Origin of the sequence: Duncaniella muricolitica, from assembly GCF_910574735.1 — a bacterium.
Taxonomy (GTDB): Bacteria; Bacteroidota; Bacteroidia; order Bacteroidales; family Muribaculaceae; genus Duncaniella; species Duncaniella muricolitica.
The window spans coordinates 1-24,285 of the sequence record NZ_CAJTCF010000069.1; the positions used below are offsets into that span (position 1 = coordinate 1).

Sequence of the window (24,285 nt, forward strand, 5' to 3'; positions counted from 1 at the left end):
GTAACTATTCAGCCAAAGTAAAGACATGATGATTTGGCTCGCCTTTATTAGACGAGGGCAAGGATAGCGTCAAGCGGCGATTGTCCGCTTTTCCAGGCCGTATCGGCAATGGAATGTAGAGCGTGGAATGCATCAGCGCCGGAGTCTGAACGGAAGCATCCTGATATTTTCTGTTTGACCTTGAGTTTGCGGATTCCGCGCTCCGAGCCGTTGTTGTCCGATGGTATGGACGGATTCTCAAGGAAGTTGAATATGTAGTCCCGGCATTTTATAATTCCCCGTTTCAGCTCATTGAACTCTTTTCGCAGATTGTCGAGGTTCTTTTTCAACAAGCCATCAAGCCTTGTGAGCCAGTTTTCTTTCGGGATTATATCTGCGTTTTTTTCGTTTCGCAGATGGATTGCCTCCCGCAGGAGCGTCTGCATGTCTCTTGCCCATGTCTGTTCCTTGTCGATGTCGTTGAGATATTCAAGATTTCTCAAAAGGTGGGCCAGACATATCTGGTTGTTGAGGAAGTCGATGGCGAAGTAGGCACTGTGGCGGTCGGTAACTGCGATCATGTTTTTCAGTGAGTCGCCAAAGCGTTCTTCAAGCACTTTCGCACCACGCCCGGCACCACGGAACACGAGTGTCAGATATGTGGTCTGCGCTATCCATGACCAGTTGAGTTTGCCGTTGACGTAGCAGCCAGACTCATCAAAACCCACGACTGCGGATTCCTTTAGCAGCCGCTCTATAAGTTCTATAGCCGGTCTGGACTTATCAAGCATCTCTCGGACGATGTTGGCCAGTGTCCCTTGGCTTACGCGAACATTGAACATTGTTTCAAACAACGACTGCAACCGCTCGTAAGGCATACATTGGACAACACTCAGATATGTTGCTGCCGCACGGATATTCTTGCCAAAGGTGATGGCATTTCCGCCTCTCTTGCGGGGAGCATAATCACGGTTGCAGCAACCGCAGGCGCAGACCTTTTTATAAAATCTACGCTCTCTGTATATCGGCTTTATCGGTGGCAGGTCTATCTCCTGGATGACATAATCAAGCACCCCATCGACATCCGACAGATCTCTGCCACACTCCGTGCAGAACTGCGATGATACATTCTCAATCTCATCTGGAGTTGCCACCATCTTACGTGTTGTGCCTTCATGGCCCGGCTGGCCGCCAACAGACTTGTCCGATTTCTTTCTCAACGACTTTGTCCGGCGTTCCATCTCTGACTTGACCGGCTCTTTTGATGGAGGAATGCTGCTATTGCCTGAGTCTTTCGGCGGCTTCTCATATTTCTCCAGCCTCTTGCGCAACTCGCGGTTTTCTTTCAGCAGTTTGTCTATATTGCGATTAAGCGAGCAGATTTCGGCATGCTGGGAATCAATCGTACCCCGCAATTCTTTAAGCTCGGACAATAGTCCGGCCAAGGCTGAATTTATGTCGTTAACCTGCTGTTTCACAGACACAAAGATAGCGATTTTTATCTGACGTATGCAAATAAAATCGCTATTATTTTAATGATAATCAGAGGATTATTCTGAAATTATTACTGACAGACCTGATTATCTTCGATTGGCTGAATAGTTACTTTAACATAGTATCTTTGTTAAATAATGTTAAATACAAAACCTCGTCATGAATCTTCAGATGAAATGAAACCTATGGATGCAGAAATGTGTTAAATTTGCGGTAACAAATATCATTCACCTAAAATAAATTTAACTATGTTAAATCCCAGGATTCAGGACGCACTCAACGAGCAGATCAACGCCGAGCTATATAGCGCATATCTCTACCTCTCGATGGCCCACTATTTTGAAGCCGAAGGTCTGCCCGGCTTCTCCAACTGGTTTAAAATCCAGTTTAAGGAAGAGCAGGACCACGCCACCATCTTCATGAACTACATCAACCAGCGCGGCGGCCGCGTGCTCCTCAAAGCCATCGACGCCGTGCCCACCCAATGGGCCTCACCCATGGAAGTCTTCACAGCCACCCTCGAGCACGAGCAGAAAGTGACCGCCCTCATCAACGGCCTCTACGCCCTCGCCGTAGAAGAGAACGACTACGCCACCCGCGACCGTCTCAACTGGTTCATCACCGAGCAGGTCGAGGAAGAAGACAACTGCCGCACCCTCATCGACAAGCTCCGTCTCATCGGCGACAACGGCATGGGCCTCTACATGCTCAACACCGAGCTCGCCGCCCGCACCTACACCACCCCCTCCCCCCTCAGCGCGGAGTAAGATTATTTGAAGATACATAAACAGGAAATCCCCAAAAGTGACAACGGATTTTGTCACCTTTGGGGATTTCCTGTTTGTATGCTGAGAATCAGTGGCGGGGGGATTCGAGTTCGTTGATGGCGTAGGCGGCCCAGACGAGGCTGGAGGCGGGGAGGGTGGCGAGGTGTTTGCGGGCGAAGGCGGTCACTTTGCGGGTCTGTTCGGGTGTGGCGGGGGCGAAGATGGCGGTGAGCTGGGCGAGGAGCTGGCCACGCTCGTCGTCGGTGAGCCGGCTGTAGTTTTTGTCGCAGTATTTGATGTAGGCGTCGGTGTCCATGGTGGCGCGGGCTTCGGCAAACCGAAGCTGTGTCTCGTAGTCTGATGCGTAACCGAGCTGTCGGGAGCGTTGCTTGAAGTCTTCAAACTGACGGCGTGTGGTGTCGTCGGTGACGGAGTTGGTTGTGAAGTAGCGAGAGGCTTCGCGCTGGTGTTGGATTTTGATGTTTTCGGCTATGGCGTCGGTGCATGTTGTGTCGAAGCGGTCGCGGTTGTCAATCATGAATTGTATGCGCGGGGAGTTGTAGCCTGTGGTGTAGGTGTCGTAGAGAAACTGATGGTCGGGTGAGAGCCGTTGTGAGTCGGTGAGGGTGTCGAAGTATTCGTCGATGATTTTTCCGGCTTGTGTCATGGCTGCCATGTAGTCGTGCGAGGAGTCGATGATGTTGATGGCGTAGGCGCGCACGAGTTCGGGGGTGCGTTCACCGGCGGCGTAGCGTTGTTTGATGCGTTCGGGGGTGAGGTCGGGGTTTTTGCACATTTCGACGGCTGTGATAAATTCCTGGCCGTCTTTCATGCCGGCAAATGAGCCGAGCGGGTTGCCGTCGGCGTCAAAGACCATGAGGGTTGGGTAGGCTTTGATGCCTACGGTCTTGGCGAGATCGGCTCCTTCGGCTTCGGCGTCAAGCTTGAGGTTTACGAAGCCTGCGTTGAGGTAGTCGCCGATTTCTTTTTTGGGGAATACGGTGGTTGCCATGCGTTTGCAGGGACCGCACCATTGGGTGTAGAAGTCGACGAAGATGAGTTTGCCTTCGGTTTTGGCGGCTTCTTTGGCTTGGTTGAAGGTGATGTGACGGAAGTCGGTCTGTGCTGCGGCCGGAAGGGTGGCTGCGAGCAGGGTGGCGAGAATGATTTTTTTCATAATCGGGAGTTGGTAATTGGATTAGTGTAGGATAGGGCGGGCTGAGGCTCGCGGGCAGGGGGATAAAGGACAAGGGGGGCCGGGATTGCGTCGGGGCATTCCGGCCCCCCTTGGTGGGTTTTTAGATGTTTTGGGTGAGGGAGGGGTTGAAGTTGGTGGCGTTCATGGGGAAGGGATAGATCCAGAGGGGTGAGCCGGGGCGTATGGTGTGGTCGCCGAGGTCGTCGATGTGGTGGATGATGTCGGTGGCGTAGTCGGGCTCGGTGTTGCGTCGTTTGCAGTCGAGGTAGTTTTCAATCGAGAGGATGCATTCTACGGTCTTGGCTTTGGACAGGAGGGCCATGGCGTCTTTCTCGGTGGTGACTGTGCCTTTGAAGGGGGTGTAGTATTGGGGATGGATGCGGTATTTGCGTACTTTGTCTACCTGGTCGAGTCCGTCATCAATGTGGCCTGTGCGGATGAGCGACTCTGCGAGGACGTAATACATCTGCTCGGCGCGTATGCCCCATACGTTGAAGCGGGGCGCACCCTGCGGAGTGTAGAACATGCTTCCCTTGGGGCCTACGAGCACGTCGTCATAGCTTTCCCAATCGTCAGCACGTGAGTAGTAGCGCACATAGTCGCCCTGCTCGTAGAGTGACATGAACTCCGGGGTAAGGGTTTTTCCGGATATTTCGGAAAAGTTTATGACGAAGTTGGAGAGGATGAACATGTAGTGGTGAGGTGCGTCAAAGGTGGATTCCCATGTGCCTTTGCTGACGATGGTCGAGCGGTCTTCGATGGTGGGGTTGACGGCTATGGCCTTGCGGGCATAGTCGGCGGCCTCGTCGTAGCGTTTCATCTGGAAGAGCACGCGGGCGCGGACGGCGTAGCCAAAATCGGCCTCGAATCGGAAGGGGTCGTTGACGGGAGTCGGGTCGAGACATGCTATGAGGTCGTCGGTGCAGTCGGCGAGGATGCGGTCATAGACTTCGGCGACAGTGAGTTTGGTCTTCTGTGCTCCGAAGTCGATGTTGTCGACATAGGCTATGCCGCCTGTCGATGCTGCGGTGGCGGGGTCATACTGCGCGGCCCAGAGATTGACGGCTATGAAGTGAAACCATGCGCGGAGTATGCGGGCCTGTGCGATAAAGCGGTTTTTCTTGTAGTCGTCACCCTCGGCATCGGCCATTTTTTCAGCCACGATGTTGCAGTGCATGATGTTTTCGTAGATTTCACTATAGCGGCTGTCATCCTCGCAGAGGGCGATGCGGTCGACAGATTCGTCGCCGAAAATGAATGCATATTCGACGGAGTTTTTCACGGCATACACCTCGGCGGGAGTCTTGTAGTAGGCGAATATGTTGCCGGTGAGCATCTCGTGGTTGAAGTCCCAGTCATATATACGCCACTCGCGGTTGAGGACGGCCCCGAGGTCGTCGACGGTGTTGAGGGTGGAGAATCCACGGGGAGTGATGTCGAGTTTGTCGTCACACGAGGTGAGGACAGCGAGCAGAGTCAGGAATAGGGTTATATATGATTTTTTCATTGTGATACGGCTTTAGAGGTTGAGGAATAGGCTCATGGTGTAGGTCGAGGGGGTCTTGACGGGGAGTCCGCCCATGCGCGTGGCTTCGGGGTCCCAACTACGGCCGTTGCGGGCCCATGTGGCCACGTTGTCGACCTGGAACCGAAGGCGCAGGTCGCTGAGACCGAGACGGCGTATGAGTTTGCGTTCAAACTCATAGGAGAGCGTGATGGAGCGGAGCTTGAGATAGTCGGCGCGCGAGTAGTTGCGATAGTCGGCCGCGCCGATGGTCATGGTGCGCGAGTCGTAATATTTTGTGAGATATCCGTTGGGCACCGCGCCTTCGACACCGTTCCAGAAGTCGAGGGCCGAGGTCACGACGGCGTCATTGATGGCATTCCACACGCGGGGGTCGGTGTTCATGTAGTGGCCTCCGTAGAAGTGCATCATGGCCGAGAGGGAGAAGCCCTGATAACGTATCTCGGGGATGAGTCCGCCGGTCCATACGGGAGTGGAGGTGCCGAGATACACGCAGTCGTCGATGGTGAAGTCGGCCGAACTGAGCGAGGTGTTGTGGATCTCACCGTTGTGGTCGCGCCAGGTGCCGTAGGTGATGCCTCTTTCGTCGGTCACAAATCCTGCATAGTCGATGCCGGTGACGGTGTTGAGGGGATAGCCCTGCTTGAGAGTCATGGAGCGGAACTCTGAGCCGGTGTGAGGGTGATAGTAGACCTTCTTGACCTTATTGTGGTTGTAGCCGAAGGTCACGCCCAGGTCTATGCCCACCTGCTTGCGCGAATTGGATGGGAGTATGCGTCCGTTGAGCTGGAACTCGACACCGGTATTGAGCATCTCGCCGGCGTTGAGTATCATATTATCTTTGCCATTGGTTACGTCAAGAGCCACGTCGGTGAGGATGTCGGTGCCGTATTTGCGGTAAGCGTCGATAGAGCCGTTGAGGCGGTAGCCGAGGAGGGCGAAGTCAAGACCCCAGTTCCATGTCGAGGTCTTCTCCCAACGGAGTTGGTCGTTGGGCACGGCATCGATTTTGCCCATTATGCCGCCGTTGAAGCGGTTGGTGGTGAGGTTGGCGGTCATCACCGACTTGGCATTGTTGTTGATGTTGCCGGTCAGACCATAGGAGGCGCGGAGCTTGAGGGCGTCGAGCCATGTGACGTGGCGCAGGAACGGCTCGTTATGGGCGTTCCACGAGCCGCCTACCGACCACAGGGGGCGTCCGCGGAATTTCGGGTCGGTGCCGAAGAGGTCGGTCTTGTCGACGCGGTAGGAACCGAAGACGCTGTAACGCGAGTCGTAGACATAGCTGCCGGTGAAGTAGTAAGAGTAGTAGCGGTGGAGAGTCTCGGAGACGGCAAAATTGGCATATATGCCCATGGGAGGACAGCTTGTGCCGAGGATGCCCATCTGGCCGAAACCTTTTATGAACGCCCAGTCGGCAAAGACGTTCTGGTTGTTCATGGTCTGGTGGTCATAGCCGATGAAGTAGTTGGAGTTGGAATTGCTCTTGGTCTGTCGGTATTCAAATCCGGCCAGGAGGCTGATGTCATGCTTGCCGAAGCTGCGGTTGTAGTCGGTCTGTGCGCGGAAGGTGTAGAAAGTGCTGTGTGAATTGTAGGTCGAGAGCATACCTCCTTCGGGTACGTGATGCACAACCGGGAGCAGTTGCTCTACTGCCTTGGCTACAACCATGTTGCCGTCCTCGTCATAAAAGAAGTCTCCGGTATTTGGGTCGTAGTAGGTATAGTCAGGATATGCGTCGGGGTTATTGTAATAGTCCCAGAAGTCGACTGTGGGATCTATCTCCCAGACTTTTGTCACTCCACCTGTGGTGTGTCGGTTGTAGATGTCGCGTGCGTAGTAGGAGTTTTTGTAACACTCTGTCTCGCTCTGCGACTGTATGTCCTCGTGCTGATACATAACCGAAGCGTTCCATCCTTCGACGGGAATGTGGAAGAGGGCGTGGACATAGGCGCGGATGTTGGTGGATGTCTGTTTGGACGTGTTGAGGCCTATCTCATCGAGCAGATTGAACGAGTGGTCATAGAGCCCGAAGGCGGGGTTGGCGAGCGAGGGGTGGTCGAGCATCACGTCGGCCTCCATGCGTGCGCGGGAGCCGTCGGCGTTATACATCGACTGGTAGGGGTAGAACGAGTTGATGCCGTCATGGCCTCCGACGGCGTTGCGCTTGGAATTGTTGTGGATGACGTTGACCGAGAACGAGAGGTCGAGCCACTTGGCGGCCTTGAGGTCGCCCTTGTAGCGGAACTGCAGCGAGCGCGAGTTTTCCTTCTTCATGCCGAGATTATCGTCAGCGTAGTTGAAGGTGAAGCTCGAGGCGAGAATCTTGCCCTGATTGCGGAGTGAGAGATTGTAGAGCTGGCTCACGCGTGAGCGTTCGGTGGCGTCCTGCCACTCCCGGCGGTAGTTGTTGCGCGACCAGGTGTCGAGCGTGGCATTCATGACATCGGTGTCGAGCTCGCCGAGATAGTTCTGCACAAACATGCGGGTCACGGGCGAGAGACCTTTGCGCTGGTCATAGTCGTTGTAGCGGTTGACGAGAGCATAGAACTGGTCGGGGTCGTTGTCCTTCATGCCGTTCCAGTTGAGCCGTTCGAGCTGTATGGATTGGGCGGCGTCGGCCCATCCGGCCTTGGAGTAGTCGGTCTTGCCGGTGATGGAGAGGTCGGCGTTGAACTCGACCGACAGACGCTCCTTGTCGGCCTGCTTGGTGGTGATTACAATCACGCCGTTGGAGGCGCGTGCGCCGTAGATGGCGGCGGCCGAGGCGTCCTTGAGCACGGTTATCGACTTGATGTCATAGTTGTTGACCGTCTCGATGCCTCCCTCGATGGGCAGACCGTCGACAACTACGAGCGGCGCGGTCGATGCGGTGAATGTGCCGACACCGCGTATCACTATATTGTTCTCGCCCGACTGGTAGGCGTCACGCTTCTTCACGAGGCCGGGAATATTGCCCTCGAGACTCGAGGTGATGTCGGCATTGTGACGCTTGTTGATGTCGTCGCCCGAGATGATGGTGTAGGAGCCGGTGGCGTTTTCGCGCTTGATGTTCTGATAGCCGGTCACCACGATTTCGTCCATAGTGGAGGCATTGGTCTGAAGGGTGACTTTAAGGGCTTTGCCTATATTGTTGGTGGTCAGACGCACGGTCTTGGGATGCATGCCGACATATGAAAACTCCAGCGAGGGGTCGGTGTGGTGGACATGTATGCTGAAATGGCCGTCGATGTCGGCACTGACGCCATAGTGTGTGCCTTTGAGCATTACGGTGGCTCCGGCGAGCGGCTCGCCGGCCTCGTCGACCACGGTGCCCGTCACGAGAGCGTCGTAGGCATAGGATTGTCTGTCGGCCTCGGAGAGCGAGACTGTTGTGCCCACGACCTTGTAGGAGAGGCCGAGTTGCTGGTCTACGGTCGCGTCAAGGAGCTGGTCGAGCGTTGAGTTGCGATAGGTGCCCGAGACGGTGGCCTTGTTGTTTTTTATCAGTTCTTTCTGATAGACGAAGTCATGGCCTGTGACTTTTTTGAGAATCTGGATTGCTGTCTCGGCCGGAGCGTTGTTGAAGGTGGCGTTGTAGGTCTGGGCCAGACCGGCAACGTTGACCGTCATGATCAATGCAAGCAGCCATAGGAGTCTTGGATTCATAGGCGTGGGGGGGTAAATAATGATTGGTTTATGAAAAAAAGGTGATTGTCATGGTAAGTGTAATCGGGTGATCTACAGCCCCGAGATGAGTATCTTGTTGTCGGGAGTGAGGGTGAAGCGTATGCCTCCGCAGTTTTCGAGCACCTGTATGGCCGTGTGGAAGTCGGCATATCGCGGTATGCCGCCCATGAACACCCGCGAGCGCAGTGAGTCGTCGGCAAACTCGTAGCGGAAGTCATACCATCGGCCCAGGTCGCGCATGATGCGCTCGAGAGGCTGGTCGTCAAACACAAACCGTCCGTGACGCCACGAGGTGACGGCGGCAGGGTCGACAACGGCCATGCTCACCCTGTCGGAACTGTGGTCGAGGATGGCCTGGTGGCCTTTGGAGAGGAATATCTCGCCCGAGGGAGCAGTGTCGCGTGCAAGCGATATGGAGCCGGTCTCGAGGGTGGTGTAGGTGGCGTCCTCGTCGGGATAGGCGCGGACGTTGAATGTGGTGCCGTAGACTCGTATCACCTGTCCCTCCGACTCTACGTAGAATGGTCGCGAGGGGTCTTTGCTCACACTGAAATAGGCCTCGCCCGTGACGGCAACGCGCCGCTCGGTGTCGCTGAAGGTGTCGGGATAGCGGAGTGTCGACTCAGAGTTGAGCCACACCACTGTGGAGTCCTCGAGTATCACCTTGAACTCGCCTCCGCGGGGCACTTCGAGACACAGTTGCTGTGGCGGCATATGTTCGGCCGATGCCTTGGGTATGAAGTGGGTGGTGCCGTCACGTCCCGACTCGCCGGCCGAGAGGGCTATGGTCCGTCCGGCCTGGTTGGTGATGGTGGCGCGGGTGGTGCCGGCCGAGATGTCGTCGATGGTCATGTGAGGGGCGGTCACGGCCACCGGGCTGACGTCCTGGGCGGGCGCGTCGAGGCGAGTGTGGCGGCTGAAGTGCCATGCCGAGCCTGCCGCAATGACGAGAATAGCCACAGCGGCGGCTATGTGTGAGGCGCGGCGCATGAGTGTGCGACGACGGCGGGCGGCGATACGCAGCTCCATGTCGCGGGCCGGACGCAGGGGGTCGACCACGCGGCGGGTGTGATGTTCGTCGGTAAGGGCCAAGGGGTCGGCGAGTGAGTCGAGAAACAGGCGGTTGTCCTCGCTCTCGTCGAGCCATTGCCTGAGTCGGCTTGCCTCCTCGGGGGTGATGGTGCCTATGAGATGACGGTAGATGAGCCGGCTTATGTATGATTCGTGATGCATTTTGCGATGTGAGAATGATTCGGTTTTTATTAAGATTACACGCGAGGTGATAAAAGGTATATCAAATTTTTTAATTTTTTTGCCAAAAATTTTACAAAAAGCTCATGAATTGTCTACAAAAGCAGGATAAAACATTAAAAACGTATTTCTCCTTGTTAATGATGTCAAAACTCTATACCTTTGCTGTCTCACTCATGTTGCGGGCAGATGATAGATTACGAGTCATTATATGATAATTTTGTCAAGGGCCGGATGGTGCCGTTTTATACGGTGATGTATCCGGGACTGCTGACGTTTGCGTCGCGTCTGCTCGGCCCGTCGCTCGCATTTATGGCCGAGGATTGCGTGCAGGATGCTGTGATGACCACCTATGAGCATGCCGGAGAGATAGATGATGCGTTTCACTGGCGTTGGTACCTGATGAGGTGTATACGTTACAAGGCGTCCAATCTTGTGCGCCACAAGGGTGTGGCCGATGGCTATGCCCAGGCTCTCGAGGGGGATGATTCGGATGAGGATGCCGGGATGGAGCGCGACATATCCTACGCGCTCATACGCCAGGAGACGCTCGACCGGCTTTTTGCAGCCATTGACCGTCTGCCGCCGCAGTATCGCGAGATTTTCGAACTGAATTTTGAGCAGGGACTGAAAAACAAGGAGATAGCGCGTCTGCTCGACGTGGCTGAGATTACGGTCAAAAAAAGAAAGGCACGGATGCTGGAGATGCTGCGTGGCTGGCTCGGCCCCGAGACAGATATGTTGATAATATTGTATCTGCTAAGCGTGAAGGGCTAAGTAAAGATATATACATAAGACTGATAAGAGACATAAGTAGTGATTGTGTAAAAAAACTTATGAGGGTGTTGTAAAACTTATGATTTAATCAGTTGTGACAAGGAAAGGCCCGTAGGGCTGTGCGAACTTAGGCCATGGCAAGCACCCGCGCAAGCGGTGCGCAGCCATGGTATAAGGACAGATATAAAACGGTGCGCCGCGTAGCGGTGCCACAAAATGCCATGATGGTAATCCGCTGTGACTTAGTGTTTTGATGCGCTTGTATTGTTGTACCGCTACGCGGCACATGCTGTGGATAATTATTCTGTACCATGGCTGCGCACCGCTTACGCGGGTGCTTGCCATGGCCTAAGCTCGCACAGCCCTACGGGCCTTTCCTTGCCCCTGACGGGTACAAATCAGCTACTAATAGACGTTTTGCAACACCCTCTTATGTGCAACAAAAGGCTACATATTATCTGATTTAGGGAGTTCTGCAACACCCTCTTATGTATCTTCCGTATCCTCCGGGGTCAGGAGTGCCGTTTGACGAGCTCGCGCTCGATGTCGGGGAGGGTCACTCCCATCTGTTCGAGCAGTACGAGGTAGTGATACATGAGGTCGGCGGCTTCGTAGATGAAGCGGTCGCGGTTGCCGTCGACAGCTTCGATGGCCGACTCTACGGCTTCCTCGCCCACTTTCTGCGCTATCTTTTTGACTCCTTTGATAAAGAGGCGTGTGGTGTAGGAGTCTTCGGGCATTTCTTCGTGGCGTCGGGCTATGAGTGAGGAGAGCGAGCGTATGAAACCGTCTTCGGCCGGGGTGTCGAAGCATGCCGTGGTGCCGCGGTGACATGTGGGCCCGACGGGACAGGCTTTGATGAGGAGGGTGTCCATGTCGCAGTCGGGATACATCTCCACGACGCGCAGGTGGTGGCCTGAGGTCTCGCCTTTGGTCCAGAGTGTCTGACGGGTGCGCGAGTAGAAGGTGACAAGTCCGCAGTCGACGGTTTTGTCAAAGGCTTCGCGGTTCATATAGCCGAGCATGAGCACTCGCAGTGTGGTGGCGTCCTGCACTATGACGGGCAGGAGACGGTCGGCACATTTATCAAGATTGAAGTCGGAGAAAAACATCTTTAATCAATTAGCAATTAGTAATTAGCAATTAGTAATTTTGGGGAAGCTATTCACTAAACTCTAAACTCTAAACTTTAAACGTTATATTGCTCTCACTTGGATATTGCGGGCGGCGAGGCGGGCTTTGAGGTCGCGGATAGAGATTTCGCCGTAGTGGAATATGCTGGCGGCAAGTGCGGCGTCGGCCCCGCCGAGCGTTAGCACATCGGCTATGTCGTCGGGACTGCCGGCTCCTCCCGAGGCTATGACGGGGATGGAGAGCGATGAGGTGAGCCGACGGTAGAGGTCGCAGGGGTAGCCCGAGCGGGTGCCGTCGTGATCCATGGAGGTGAAGAGTATCTCGCCGGCTCCGCGCTCCTGCGCTTCCTTGGCCCAGGGAAGCAGGAGTCGGTCGGTGAGGCGCGTGCCTCCGTGGGTGGTGACATGCCACTCTCCGTCGGCTCCGCTGCGGGCGTCGATGGCTACGACCACAAACTGGCTGCCGTAGCGTCGGGCTATGTCGCTGATGAGCTGCGGGTCGCGCACGGCGGCACTGTTGATGGATATTTTGTCGGCTCCGGCGTCGAGCAAGGCTGCCGCGTCGTCGAGCGAGGAGATGCCTCCGCCTACGGTGAAGGGGATGTTGACACGGTCGGCTACGCGGCTTACGAGGCGGGTGAAGGTGCCGCGCCCTTCGCGGGTGGCCGAGATGTCGAGATACACGAGTTCGTCGGCACCCTCAAGGGCGTAACGTTCTCCGAGAGCCACGGGGTCGCCGACATCGGCGAGGCCTTCAAAGTTGATGCCTTTGACGGTGCGGCCGTCCTTGACATCCAGACAGGGTATGATGCGCTTGGTTAACAATGTCGTGGGGGGATGTTTGTGGGATGAGAGATTATCGGGTGGTAAATTCCTCCTGGAGTTGCTGCATTTCTCCGAGAGTGATGTGGCCTTCGTAGAGGGCTTTGCCCACGATTACGCGTGGCAGGCCGAGCTCCAGACAGCGGCGTATGTCGGCCGTAGAGGATATGCCGCCCGAGACGGTGAAGATGATGTCGGGATGGGTGGCGCGCAGGGTGGTGTAAAGGTCAAAGTTGGGGCCTTGCAGCATGCCGTCGCGCGAGATGTCGGTGACAATGACCTGATTGAGCCCGAGGGGACGGAAGCGGTTGATGAGTTCGTCGGCGGTGAGTTCTTCGTCGGCGGTCCAGCCGCTTACCGCGACTTTGCCGTCGCGCAGGTCGGCTCCGAGCACCATGGTGTCAGGGCCGTATTCACACAGCCAGTGGTTGAAGAGCAGGGGCTGTCGGGCGGCCACACTTCCGATTACGGCCCATGTGGCACCGGCGTTGAAGAGGTCGCGCAGGTCGGAGTCGGTCTTGAGGCCTCCGCCCCATTCGATGGAGGCACCGTTTACGGCAGCCATTTTTTCGAGAGTGTTGAGGGCGGTCGGATGGCCTTGACGTGCGCCCGAGAGGTCGACCGCGTGGATGCGGCCGAAGCCTGAGTCGACCATGCGTTTCACCATGTCGACTGGCGAGGCGTCATAGGTGGTCTGTGTGGCGTAATCGCCTTTGGTGAGACGGACACATTTGCCGTCAATTATATCAATAGCTGGAAGAAGCATCTGGAGGGAATTAACAATTAGTAATTAGCAATTAGTAATTAGTAATTTGAGGCATGCCGGGGGTCGGCGGGGGTATCTGTCGTTAAGCTCTATTCGTTAAGCTCTATTCACTAAACTCTAAACTTTAAGCTCTAAACTCGATAGCTACAGTTTAAGAAAATTACAGAGTATCTGTTCGCCTATGTCTCCGCTCTTTTCGGGGTGGAACTGGGTGCCGTAGAAGTTTTCATATTTCAGAGCTGCACTAAACATCCGTCCTTCGCTACCGAATCGTGTTGTGGCGATGGTGTCGGGGCAGAGGTTGGCGTAGTAGGAGTGGACATAGTAGACGAAGGCCCCCGAGGGTATGCCTTTGAAGAGTCCTTTCTCGAGGTTATGTATAGAGTTCCATCCCATGTGGGGCACTTTGTCGTCGGGCCCGGGGATGAAACGTCTCACATGGGCGTCGAAAATGCCGAGGCCTTGGGCATCGCCTTCCTCGGTGTCGCGACACATCATCTGCATGCCCACACATATGCCGAGCACGGGGTGACGCAGGTCGCGTATCACTGTGTCGAGCCCTGTGGCGCGCAGACGGGCCAGTGCTTCGCCGCAGTGGCCTACTCCGGGCAGAAGCACGCGGTCGGCCTGTCGGATGAGTCGAGGATCGGCTGTGAGGGTCCATTCGGCTCCGATGCGGGAGAGGGCGTTGCCTACGGAGCGGAGGTTGCCGGTGGAATAGTCAATTATAGCAATCATATCTTAGTCGGGCTTCGCCCGAAGGTTATTAGTTGGCCTACGGCCAAAGGTTATGAGGTTATAAGGTTATAAGGTTATGAGGTTATAAGGTTAACTTGCAGGATATTATTGGGCGGGAGGGTCGGATAAGGTCTGGATGAGGTTGATAAGTGGAGGCCGGACGGTTTAACCTTATAACCCCATAACCTTTGCCCGAAGGGCAAGTAATAACCTCATAACCTTTGGCCGTAGGCCAAGTAGTTAAATTATTCCTTTGGAGGAGGGGAGGGAGTGGGTGAAGGGGTCGCGGCGTATGGCGGCGCGGAGGGCGCGGGCGGTGGCCTTGAAGACGCCTTCGATGATGTGGTGGCAGTTGTCGCCGCCGGCCGAGATGTGCAGATTGGCCCGCAGTGACGAGGCGAGCGACTGGAAGAAGTGGGGATACATCTCGGTGGGCGTGTCGCCTACATATTCGCGGTCAAGGGTGACGTCCCATTTGAAATCGATACGTCCCCCGAGGTCGATGAGCACCATGGCCCGGCTCTCGTCCATCGGCAGCACGAAGCCGTAGCGTTCGATGCCGCGTTTGTCGCCAAGTGCCGAGCGCAGGGCGTCGCCGAGCGCGATGGCCACATCCTCCATGGTGTGATGCTCGTCCACCTCGAGGTCGCCGCGACACAGTATGTCGAGAGCAAACCCGCCGTGATGGGGGAGCTGGGAGAGCATGTGGTCAAAAAATTTCAATCCGGTGTCGATGACCGATGCCGAGGGGTCGCCGTCGAGGTCGATGTGTATCTCGATGTCGGTCTCGGAGGTGTGACGCTCTACGGTGGCCGTGCGAGGCGTGAGGGCCTGAGACTCCTGACGGGGCATCCCGCAGTAGTCGGCCAGTGCTTCGAGCAGACGGCGGTTTTCGGCCGGAGTGCCTATGGTGATGCGCAGAGTGCCGGCACAATGGGCCACGCGGGTGCGGTTGCGCACGAGCACACCCTTTGACACCAGACTGTCATAGAGCCGGTCGGCATCGTCGACCTTGACCAGCAGAAAGTTGGCGTCGGAGTGATAGACGCGCTCCACACAGGGATATTTGGCCAGCTCCGCGGCCAAGCGTTCGCGTTCGCTCTTTATAATTTCGACCTGCGGGGTGATGTCGCGGCCGAGCTGGCGGAGGATTTCGCGTTGGGTGGGACCGTTGAGGTTGTAGGGATATTTGACGTTGGCAAATATGGCGGCTATGCGCGGGTCGGCAAAAGCCATGCCCACGCGCAGGTTGGCGAGGCCCCAGGCCTTGGAGAATGTCTGGAGCACTATGATGTTGGGGTGAGAGGCGATGAGCGGTATCACCGAAGGGAAGGGCGAGAAGTCGACATAAGCCTCGTCGACAGCCACTATGCCGTCAAAACTGTCGGCCAGCCGCAGGATGTCGGCGGGAGGTACGGCAAGACCGGTGGGGTTGTTGGGCGAGCATACCCATATCACTTTGGTGTGGGAGTCGACGGCCGCAAGGGCGGCGTCGACCGGAAAGGCATAGCCGTCGGCGGGGGCGACTTCGCGATATTCCACATTGTTGATGGCGGCCGCTACTGAGTAGACTCCGTAGGTTGGCGACATGGCTATGACATTGTCGGCGGCCGGACGGCAGAATATGCGGTAGATTAGGTCGATGGCTTCGTCACTGCCGGCTCCGCCGATAAATACTGTGTCGGCCGTGGTGCCTTTGACGGCAGCCACGCGCTGCTTCAACTCGTGATGGCGAGGGTCGGGATAGCGGTTGAAACCTGTGTGAAACGGTGACTCGTTGGCGTCGATAAAGACGCTGATGTCGCCTCCCTTAAACTCGTCGCGCGCGGTGGAGTAGGGGCTGAGGGCAAGTATGTTGGGCCGGACGTATTTGAGCGGATTCATTTCGGTTAATTAGTAATTGGCAATTAGTAATTAGTAATTTAGTAATTAGCAATTGCTGTTTTGTGTTCTGATAGTGACGGCTGCGGCGTGGGCGTCGAGGCCTTCGGCGCGGGCCATGGCGGTGATTACCGGTGCGAGGGAGGCAAGTCCCTCGGGGGTGAGTTGCTGATAGGTAATCTTGCGCATGTAACTGTCGATGTTGACGCCGCTCATCGAGCGGGCCCACGCTCCCGTGGGGAGTGTGTGGTTGGTGCCGGAAGCATAGTCGCCCGCGCTCTCGGGGGAGTAGTTGCCGACAAACACGCTGCCGGCGGCCGTGATGGCATCGGCTATCTCCCAGGGAGAACGCATGGAGATAATAAGATGTTCGGCCGCATAGAGATTGGCAAACTCTGTCATCTCCCGGCGCGAACTGAGCGTGATGATGCGGCTGTGGGCAAGCGAGCCTTCCACCGAGTCGCGTCGCGAGAGCTGTGCGGCCTGACGCTCCACCTCGGCGGCGATGGCCTGAGCCAGTTCGGGCGAGTCACACACGGTCATGGCCTGGCTGTCGGGGCCGTGTTCGGCCTGCGAAAGCATGTCGGCCGCCACATAGGCGGGCACTGCTGTCGAGTCGGCCATGATCATCACTTCGCTCGGACCGGCCGGCATGTCGATGGCGGTCACGGACGATACGAGCTGCTTGGCTTTGGTGACAAATCGGTTGCCCGGGCCGAATATCTTGTCGACGCGGGCTATGCTCTGAGTGCCGTAGGCCATGGCCGCGATGGCTTGTGCGCCCCCCACCTTATAGATACGGTTCACTCCTGCCACACGGGCTGCGTAGAGTATCTCGGGGGCTATCGGACGGGAGCCGGAGGCGGGTGTGCACATTATGATGTCGGGACATCCTGCCAGACGTGCGGGCAGAGCCAGCATGAGCACTGTCGAGAAGAGCGGAGCGCGTCCGCCGGGTATGTAGAGGCCTACACGTTGCAGAGGCACCGCACGTTGCAGACACCGCACGCCGGGTGTGGTCTCGACCTCGATGGGGTGGGGGAGCTGGGCGCGGTGAAATGTCTCGATATTGCGGGCCGCGGCCTCGATGGCCCGGGCCACTTCCGGACTTACGCGCGAGATGCCCTCGGCCATCTCTTCGTCGGAGACTTCGAGCGATGAGAGTTCTGCGCCGTCAAAGCGTGAGGCGTAGTCGCGCAGAGCGTCATCGCCGCTGTTGCGCACTCCGGCCACTATCTGTTCGACGGCGGCTGTCACCTGCGGGTCATCGGCAGGTATATTGCGGGCAGTGAGTGAGTCCCACTCGCTGCGTGAGGGAGATTTTATTATTTTCATTAATTAGCAACAATCAATATTCAATTAGCAATTAGTAATTAGCAATTAGTAATTAGTAATTAGCAATTAGCAATTAGAAATTAGTAATTCTTGGCAAGCCAATCTTGACTCTTTTAACTACAAGAATTGACTCTTTTAACTACAAGAATTAACTCCTTTAACTCTTTAGACTCCTTTAACTACAAGAATCACCTTATGATATTCTCGAGGTTGAGGATGAGGATGTCTTCGGCACCGATGTTTTTGAGAAGTTCGATTTTCTCCCAGAGTTCCGACTCGGGTATCACCACATGGAGCGAGCACCAGTCGGGCTGTGTCAGCGGGAGCAGAGTGGGGCTTTTCATGCCCGGGAGTATCTTGACGGCCTCGTCGACGGCTGTGCGCGGCAGATTCATGAGCACATATTTCATGTCGCGGCTGTCAAGTATGGAACGCAGGCGAAATTTCAGTTTGTCAATTTCGGCCAGCTTCTCCTCGGGGAGCGAGGGGGTGGCTATGAGCACCGCTTCGGAGAAAAACACCTGCTCCACCTCGCGCAGACCGTTCTGTATGAGTGTTCCGCCCGACGACACGATGTCAAATATCGCGTCGGCCATGCCTACTGTCGGGGCTATCTCCACCGAGCCGGCTATCTCGTGGATTTCGGCCGAGATATTGTTGTCGGCAAAATATTTGGCCAGGATGTGGGGGTAGGATGTTGCCACACGGCGTCCGTTGAGCCACGTGGCGTCGGTGTATTCTGTCTCGCGGGGCACCGCTATGGATATGCGGCACGCTCCGAAGCCGAGGCTCATCACCTCGTCGACTTTCTCGCCCTTCTCGGCCACTTCGTTGAGACCTACGATGCCTATGTCGGCCACACCCATGGCCACGGCCTGGGGTATGTCGTCGTCGCGCAGATAGAGTATCTCCATGGGGAAACCCTTGGCTTTCGATATGAGTTTGCGGCTGCCTGAGGCGGCACTGATGCCGGCGTCGGCCAGAAGTGACATGCTTTCTTCATTAAGTCGGCCTTTGGCCTGAATTGCTATTTTTAGCATTTTGTAACCTATTTGGAATAATTAGACTGCAAATATAAACAAAAAATCCCCTATTTCCCTATGAATTGATAGGGAAATAAAGGGATTTAGAGGAAAATGGTGTTGTTTTGATGCAGCCCTCGTGGGGCTGCGTCATGAAAGAGTAGATGTGTGGGTCGGGATTTACTCCTTATTCGCCGTCTTCCTCTTTCATGTTATGGAATACGTTCTGCACGTCCTCGTCGTCTTCAAACTTTTCGAGAAGTTTTTCGAGGGTCACGCGCTGCTCGGCGGTCACTTCCTTGAGGTCGGTGGGGATGCGCTCAAACTCCGACGAAATAATCTCGAAGCCGTTCTCCTCAAGATATTTCTGGATGTTGGAATACTCCTCAAACGCACCGTAGAGCACTACCTGCTCGTCGCCTGTCTCGTCGTCTACGATATCCTCGAGTTCGTCTACGCCATAGTCGATGAGCTCCAGCTCGAGGTCTTCGAGCGAAACACCCTCTTTGGGCTTGATTTTAAATACGCTCTTGTGGTCAAACATGAACGAGAGCGAACCCTGTGTGCCCAGCGAGCCGCCGTGCTTGGTGAAGTAGGAGCGCACGTTGGCCACGGTGCGGGTGTTGTTGTCGGTAGCGGCTTCGACCACGATGGCGATGCCGAAGGGGCCGTATCCCTCATATACAATCTCCTTGTAGTCGCTGGCGTCCTTGTCGGTAGCCTTCTTGATGGCGCGTTCTACGGTGTCCTTGGGCATATTGGCTGCCTTGGCGTTCTGCATGAGAGCGCGCAGACGGGGGTTGGTGGAGGGGTCGGGACCGCCGGCCTTGGCGGCGATAGTGATTTCTTTGCCTATACGGGTAAAGGTGCGGGACATGTTGCCCCAGCGTTTGAGCTTGCGTGCTTTGCGGTATTCAAATGCTCTTCCCATTGTGTTGTATATTTATCTAAACTTTTTAAACTCTAAACTGTAAACTCTATAATCAGCGGAGCTCCGCTCCGAGCTGCTTGGTGAGATTGGCGATGACCTTGTTCATCACAGCCTCGATCTGCTTGTCCTGGAGAGTCTTCTCGTCGTCCTGGAGCGTAAGGGTGATGGCATATGACTTCTTGCCTTCGGGCAGCTTGTCGCCCTCGTAGACGTCAAAGAGGGTCACGTCTCTGAGCAGCTTGCGCTCGCTTGAGCGCACTACGGTCTCGACGCGCTCCATGGTCACGCTCTTGTCGAGCAGCAGAGCGAGGTCACGCTTCACGGCCTGGGTCTTGGGCAGGGGCTTGAAGGTGACTTTGCGCTTGATGGCAAGACCGGTGAGTGTGTCCCAGTCGAGTTCGGCATACATCACAGCCTGCTTGATGTCAGTCATGTGGAGCAGCTTCTTGGCAAGGATACCGAGCGAGCCTATGTGCTTGCCCGAGCGGGTGGCGATGTCGAGTCCGGCGGCATAAAGCTCCGAGGTTGACTGTGAGGTCTTGATTTCGGCGTTGGTGATGCCGAGACGGCCGAGGATATTGGCCACTACGGCCTTGAGGTCATAGACGGTGACCTCGGCGGCGGGACGTGCCCACGAGGCCGGGCGCAGCATGCCTGTCATCCACAGGGCCAGGCGTGAGCCCTGACGGTAGGGGGCGAGCACAGCCTCGGCGTTGCCGGCGGCTTCGGCGTTGTAGGTGTAGACGTTGCCAAACTCATACATGAGCAGGTCGCTCTCGCGGCGGTTGATGTTATGGGCCAGCGATTCGAGTCCGCCGAAGAGGAGTGTCTGGCGCATCACGTTGAGGTCGTTGCTCAGAGGATTGAGCAGCTTGACACACTTTGACGCGGGCATCTGCTCGAGTTCGGCATAATAAGCCTCGCGGGTGAGCGAGTTGTTGAGTATCTCGTTGAAGCCTTCGCCGCACAGTTGTTCGCTGACGAGGTTGCGCAGGCGCGACTCCTGGTCGGCACGGCTCTTGTAGGAGAGGGCCGAGTGTACGGTGTCGGATATCTCTATATTGTTGTAGCCATAGATGCGGAGCATGTCCTCGACCACGTCGCAGGGGCGTGTCACGTCCACGCGATAGGTGGGCACGTTGACTGTCACCTGCTTGTCGTCGATGTCGACGGTCTCCATCTCGAGGCTGCGGAGTATCGAAGTGATGGTGTCGGAGGGTATCTGTTTGCCCACGAGGCGTGTGGCGTAGTCAAAGTCGAGAGTCACGCGCGCCGGATTGATTTTCACCGGATAGAGGTCTGTTTCCGGACCGGTCACAGTGCCGCCGGCAAGCTCCTTGACCATCAGGGCGGCAAGATGGAGCACATAGCGGCAGTTGTTGGGGTCGACACCGCGCTCGAAGCGGAACGACGAGTCGGTGTTCAGGCCGTGGCGGCGTGCAGTCTTGCGTACGGAGGTGGGGTTGAAATACGCGCTCTCGAGAAATACCGAGGTGGTCTGCTCGGTCACGCCCGAGTCGAGTCCGCCAAACACGCCGGCTATGCACATGGGCTCGCGTGTGTTGCATATCATGAGGTCGCGGGCGTCGAGGGTGTGTTCCACTCCGTCGAGTGTGACGAATTTCTCGCCCTGGGTGGCGTTCTTGACGATCACTTCACCGCCGGCGATTTTGTCCACGTCAAAGCAGTGCAGTGGCTGACCCATAGCGTGGAGCAGATAGTTGGTGATGTCGACGATGTTGTTGATGGGGCGCACACCTATGGTGGAGAGTGCGTCCTTGAGCCATTTGGGTGATTCCTTTACAGTGACGCCCTTCACGGTCACGCCGCAGTAGCGCGGACACGCGTCGGTGTTGTCGACTCTAACTGTCACCCCCCCCTGCTGGGCCTCGATGGCAAAGCCTTCGACCGACGGACGGGTGAGGGGCGAGGCTTCGGCGTGACATGCGAGCCAGGCCGAGAGGTCGCGGGCCACTCCGTAGTGTGAGGCTGCGTCGATACGGTTGGGGGTGAGGTCTACTTCGAGCACATAGTCCGAGGTGAGACCGTAATATTCTGCCGCGGGGGTGCCGGCCTTGACATCCTCGTCGGTGATGACGATGATGCCGTCGTGTGACGAGCCGACGCCTATCTCGTCCTCGGCACATATCATGCCAAACGACTCGACGCCGCGTATCTTGGATTTCTTTATCTGAAATTCCTCCCCTTCGGGGCCGTAGAGTGTGGTGCCTACGGTGGCCACGACCACAGTCTGGCCGGCGGCTACGTTGGGCGCGCCACACACTATCTGGGTGGGCTGGCCGTCACCGAGGTCTACGGTAGTGATGTGGAGATGGTCGCTGTTGGGGTGCTCCTCACATGTGAGCACTTTGCCGATGACGATGCCGCGGAGGCCGCCGCGTATCGACTCGACCTCTTCGACTCCGCCGGTCTCAAGGCCGATGGAGGTGAGGGCGGCTGCCAGTTCGTCGGGCGTGAGGGAGAAATCAAGGTATTTTTTAAGCCAGTTGTATGAAATATTCATAAAAGGATTCTTTTTCAGTCGGCAAAGTTAAGAAATTTCGGTCAAATCCCCTATATTCAGTCATTAAAAAACATCGGGCCTTTTTCCCGCTCTCCTCCCCCGCCAACAATTGAGGCGGTCGGGGTGTTGTACATAGTGAGTCTTGTAATTAAAACTTGTTATTTTTCACTCGAAAATTGGTCTCATGCTCGCCAATCGGTCAGAGCTGTTTTTTTCATCGGAAATAATCATTATATTTGCTAAAAAACATCCATTGCGTTATGAAAATATATTGTGTAAACCTTCAGGAATATATCCCCTTTACGGGCGGAGAGACTCTTCAGAGTGTCGTGGCGCGTCTTGACGGGCGGCTCGGCTTCTCTCCCGTGTGCGCGCGCGTAAATAATAAGGAGGAAGGGCTTTCGTTTCCCCTCTATGCTCCCAAGCAGGTCGAGTTTGTGCCTGTGAGCGACCCAGCCGGACAGCGGTGCTACATACGTTCGCTCTGCATGGTGCTCTACCGTGCTGTCGAGAGAGTCGTGCCGGGAGCGCGTCTTGAGATATGCAATGCCGTGTCGGGCGGATACTACGTGCGCATCACGGGTTCGTCGCCCGAGATTGCCGACCGTGTCGGACTCGCCTCGCGCATCTCCTCCGGCATGGAAGCCATCATCCGTGCCGATATGCCCATAGAGCGTAAGGAGAAACCTACCGCCGAGGTCATAGAGATATTTCGTGCGCAGGGACTCGATGCCAAGGTGGCCCTCCTCGAGTCGCTCCATGAGCTTTATACTATATATTACCGCCTCGACGGACTGGCCGACACCACGCTGTCGCCCCTGGTGCCGCACACCGGCATGCTCGGGGCCTACGGCTTCGTCCCCTATGAGGAGGGCTACCTGTTGCTCGGATGCAATCCGTCCGACCCCTCCGTCATGGCCGCCATTAACGAGCAGCCCAAGCTCTTCCGCGCCTTCAAGGCCTATCAGGAGTTCAACCGCATCATCGGCATCAGCAATGCCGGGTCGCTCAACAGGGCTGTCGAGTCGGGCGAGTCGGGCATGATGATCAATGTGGCCGAAGCTCTCCACACCAAGCATATCCGTGCCATCGCTCAGGCCATCACCGACCGTCATCGCGAAGGCGGAGCGAGGGTGGTGCTCATCGCCGGGCCCTCCTCCTCGGGCAAGACCACCTTTACCAAGCGTCTCGGCATAGAGCTCCTGACCAATCTGCTGCGCCCCGTGATGATTTCGCTTGACGATTATTTCGTCGACCGCCACCTCACGCCGCGCGACGAGACCGGCGACTATGATTACGAGTCGCTCCACGCGCTCGACCTCGAGCTCTTCAACTCCCACCTCTGCACGCTTATCAGCGGTGGCGAGGTCGAACTGCCCACCTATAACTTCGAGAAAGGCACCCGTGAATATCGCGGACGCCGCATCTCGCTCCCCGACGACTCCGTGCTGCTCATCGAGGGCATCCACGGCCTCAATCCCGAGCTGACACTTGCCGTGGCCGACGAGATGAAATATCGCGTATATGTCTCCGCACTCTCCACTATCTCCATCGACGACCACAATTGGGTGTCGACTACCGACAACCGTCTTCTGCGTCGCATCATCCGCGATTACAAATATCGCGGCACCTCGGCTCTATCCACCATCCGACGCTGGCCGAGCGTAAGGCGCGGTGAGGAGAGATGGATATTCCCCTATCAGGAAAACGCCGACTCCATATTCAACTCCTCCTTCATCTTCGAACTTGGAGTGATGCGCGACGAGGCCGAGCGCGTATTGCGCTCCGTGCCGCGCGACGTCCCCGAGTATGCCCAGGCTCACCGCCTGCGTCATTTCCTCGGATATTTTGCCTCCGTGTCGTCGCGTCTCATCCCGCCGACATCGCTCATGAGAGAGTTTCTCGGGGGCTCATCGTTTAAATATTGACCTGACAGCCCTAAGGGCCTGCAATCAGAAAAAGCGCGTTTTTTCGAAAAAACGCGCTTTTTCTGTCAAAATGCTGATTTTGCTGATTGACAGAGATATACAAAAATAGGGCTAAAATTGTTCACCCGAAAAGTGTTAAATTAGTGTTAAAATAGTGCGAAAAACTTGCATGGAATCAAAAAAAAGCTCTACCTTTGCAGAGCTTTTCCGAAAGAGATACGGCAAAGCTGAGAACATTGAAAAGAATTGCAACGATAGAAGTAGTACAAGAGACGAGCCTATCGGTCTTGAATGAAGGTCGATATGGAAATAAAAGTTCTCTGTCAATTTTCCACCCAAGGAAAAAACAACGATACGAAAGATCCGGCGTTTACGAGACAATCGAGTCCGCTGGGCATCACGCCCGCAAGGGAAGTGAGGGATACCTTCTCCGCGAAAGCAACAACAAATGAAACTTTTGTTTGTCGCATTTTGATTTTTGAAAGAAAAGAAAAATAGATAAACAACAACGGAGAGTTTGATCCTGGCTCAGGATGAACGCTAGC

Annotated in this window: 18 protein-coding genes and 1 pseudogene; 3 read left to right on the forward strand and 16 right to left on the reverse strand. The window is 55.9% G+C overall.

Translation table 11 applies throughout. The annotated features are described in order from the left end of the window. Positions 1-47: 47 nt before the first annotated feature. A complete protein-coding gene (tnpC, locus tag QGT73_RS13520; protein ID WP_280122769.1) occupies positions 48-1,457 on the reverse strand; it encodes an IS66 family transposase in 1,410 nt (469 codons plus the stop codon). A 264-nt stretch (positions 1,458-1,721) separates the two neighbouring features. On the opposite strand from tnpC, the gene QGT73_RS13525 reads away from it, so the two are divergent. After that, entirely contained in the window at positions 1,722-2,240 is a 519-nt protein-coding gene (locus QGT73_RS13525) for a ferritin (protein ID WP_280122770.1), read from the forward strand. Positions 2,241-2,328: 88 nt separating this feature from the next. On the opposite strand, the gene QGT73_RS13530 is transcribed toward QGT73_RS13525, so the two are convergent. The 4 genes from QGT73_RS13530 to QGT73_RS13545 all read right to left on the reverse strand — a co-directional run bounded on the left by QGT73_RS13530 (position 2,329) and on the right by QGT73_RS13545 (position 9,865). Further along, positions 2,329-3,417, reverse strand: coding sequence for a thioredoxin family protein (locus QGT73_RS13530; protein ID WP_280122771.1), 1,089 nt, complete (start codon positions 3,415-3,417; stop codon positions 2,329-2,331). 121 nt (positions 3,418-3,538) lie between these two features. After that, positions 3,539-4,945, reverse strand: coding sequence for a RagB/SusD family nutrient uptake outer membrane protein (locus QGT73_RS13535; RefSeq protein WP_280122772.1), 1,407 nt, complete (start codon positions 4,943-4,945; stop codon positions 3,539-3,541). A gap of 12 nt (positions 4,946-4,957) precedes the next feature. Then, positions 4,958-8,611 (reverse strand): SusC/RagA family TonB-linked outer membrane protein, encoded by a 3,654-nt coding sequence (locus QGT73_RS13540; protein ID WP_280122773.1) that lies wholly within the window; start codon positions 8,609-8,611, stop codon positions 4,958-4,960. 72 nt (positions 8,612-8,683) lie between these two features. Then, entirely contained in the window at positions 8,684-9,865 is a 1,182-nt protein-coding gene (locus tag QGT73_RS13545; protein ID WP_280122774.1) for a FecR family protein, read from the reverse strand. A 207-nt stretch (positions 9,866-10,072) separates the two neighbouring features. Between QGT73_RS13545 and QGT73_RS13550 the strand changes: the two genes are divergently transcribed. Next, positions 10,073-10,660 (forward strand): RNA polymerase sigma factor, encoded by a 588-nt coding sequence (locus QGT73_RS13550; protein WP_280122775.1) that lies wholly within the window; start codon positions 10,073-10,075, stop codon positions 10,658-10,660. 512 nt (positions 10,661-11,172) lie between these two features. Here the strand turns inward: QGT73_RS13550 and hisIE are convergent. From hisIE to pheT, 10 genes and pseudogenes are all read right to left on the reverse strand, one after another. Beyond that, a complete protein-coding gene (gene hisIE, locus QGT73_RS13555; protein ID WP_280122776.1) occupies positions 11,173-11,772 on the reverse strand; it encodes a bifunctional phosphoribosyl-AMP cyclohydrolase/phosphoribosyl-ATP diphosphatase HisIE in 600 nt (199 codons plus the stop codon). Between the two features lie 84 nt (positions 11,773-11,856). Further along, entirely contained in the window at positions 11,857-12,618 is a 762-nt protein-coding gene (gene hisF / locus QGT73_RS13560; protein WP_280122777.1) for an imidazole glycerol phosphate synthase subunit HisF, read from the reverse strand. Between the two features lie 31 nt (positions 12,619-12,649). Beyond that, positions 12,650-13,381 (reverse strand): 1-(5-phosphoribosyl)-5-[(5-phosphoribosylamino)methylideneamino]imidazole-4-carboxamide isomerase, encoded by a 732-nt coding sequence (locus QGT73_RS13565; RefSeq protein WP_280122778.1) that lies wholly within the window; start codon positions 13,379-13,381, stop codon positions 12,650-12,652. A 144-nt stretch (positions 13,382-13,525) separates the two neighbouring features. Further along, a complete protein-coding gene (gene hisH, locus QGT73_RS13570; protein WP_280122779.1) occupies positions 13,526-14,119 on the reverse strand; it encodes an imidazole glycerol phosphate synthase subunit HisH in 594 nt (197 codons plus the stop codon). Positions 14,120-14,359: 240 nt separating this feature from the next. Then, the gene (hisB, locus tag QGT73_RS13575) at positions 14,360-14,971 is read right to left on the reverse strand and encodes an imidazoleglycerol-phosphate dehydratase HisB (RefSeq protein ID WP_280122785.1); all 612 of its coding nucleotides are present in this window, start codon (positions 14,969-14,971) and stop codon (positions 14,360-14,362) included. 6 nt (positions 14,972-14,977) lie between these two features. Then, a pseudogene (hisC, locus tag QGT73_RS13580) lies at positions 14,978-16,003 on the reverse strand (histidinol-phosphate transaminase); the annotation flags it as partial. 45 nt (positions 16,004-16,048) lie between these two features. Continuing rightward, a complete protein-coding gene (gene hisD, locus QGT73_RS13585) occupies positions 16,049-17,335 on the reverse strand; it encodes a histidinol dehydrogenase (protein ID WP_280122780.1) in 1,287 nt (428 codons plus the stop codon). Positions 17,336-17,523: 188 nt separating this feature from the next. Continuing rightward, the gene (hisG, locus tag QGT73_RS13590; RefSeq protein ID WP_280122781.1) at positions 17,524-18,375 is read right to left on the reverse strand and encodes an ATP phosphoribosyltransferase; all 852 of its coding nucleotides are present in this window, start codon (positions 18,373-18,375) and stop codon (positions 17,524-17,526) included. 169 nt (positions 18,376-18,544) lie between these two features. After that, positions 18,545-19,288, reverse strand: a complete 744-nt coding sequence (locus QGT73_RS13595) for a YebC/PmpR family DNA-binding transcriptional regulator (RefSeq protein WP_123617594.1) — start codon at positions 19,286-19,288, stop codon at positions 18,545-18,547. A gap of 52 nt (positions 19,289-19,340) precedes the next feature. Then, entirely contained in the window at positions 19,341-21,812 is a 2,472-nt protein-coding gene (pheT, locus tag QGT73_RS13600) for a phenylalanine--tRNA ligase subunit beta (protein WP_280122782.1), read from the reverse strand. 260 nt (positions 21,813-22,072) lie between these two features. On the opposite strand from pheT, the gene QGT73_RS13605 reads away from it, so the two are divergent. Next, on the forward strand, positions 22,073-23,740 hold the full coding sequence (locus QGT73_RS13605) for a nucleoside kinase (RefSeq protein ID WP_280122783.1): 1,668 nt from the start codon (positions 22,073-22,075) through the stop codon (positions 23,738-23,740). A 323-nt stretch (positions 23,741-24,063) separates the two neighbouring features. Here the strand turns inward: QGT73_RS13605 and QGT73_RS13610 are convergent. Further along, positions 24,064-24,285: hypothetical protein (locus tag QGT73_RS13610; RefSeq protein WP_280122784.1), on the reverse strand; the 222-nt coding region annotated here is incomplete at its 5' end.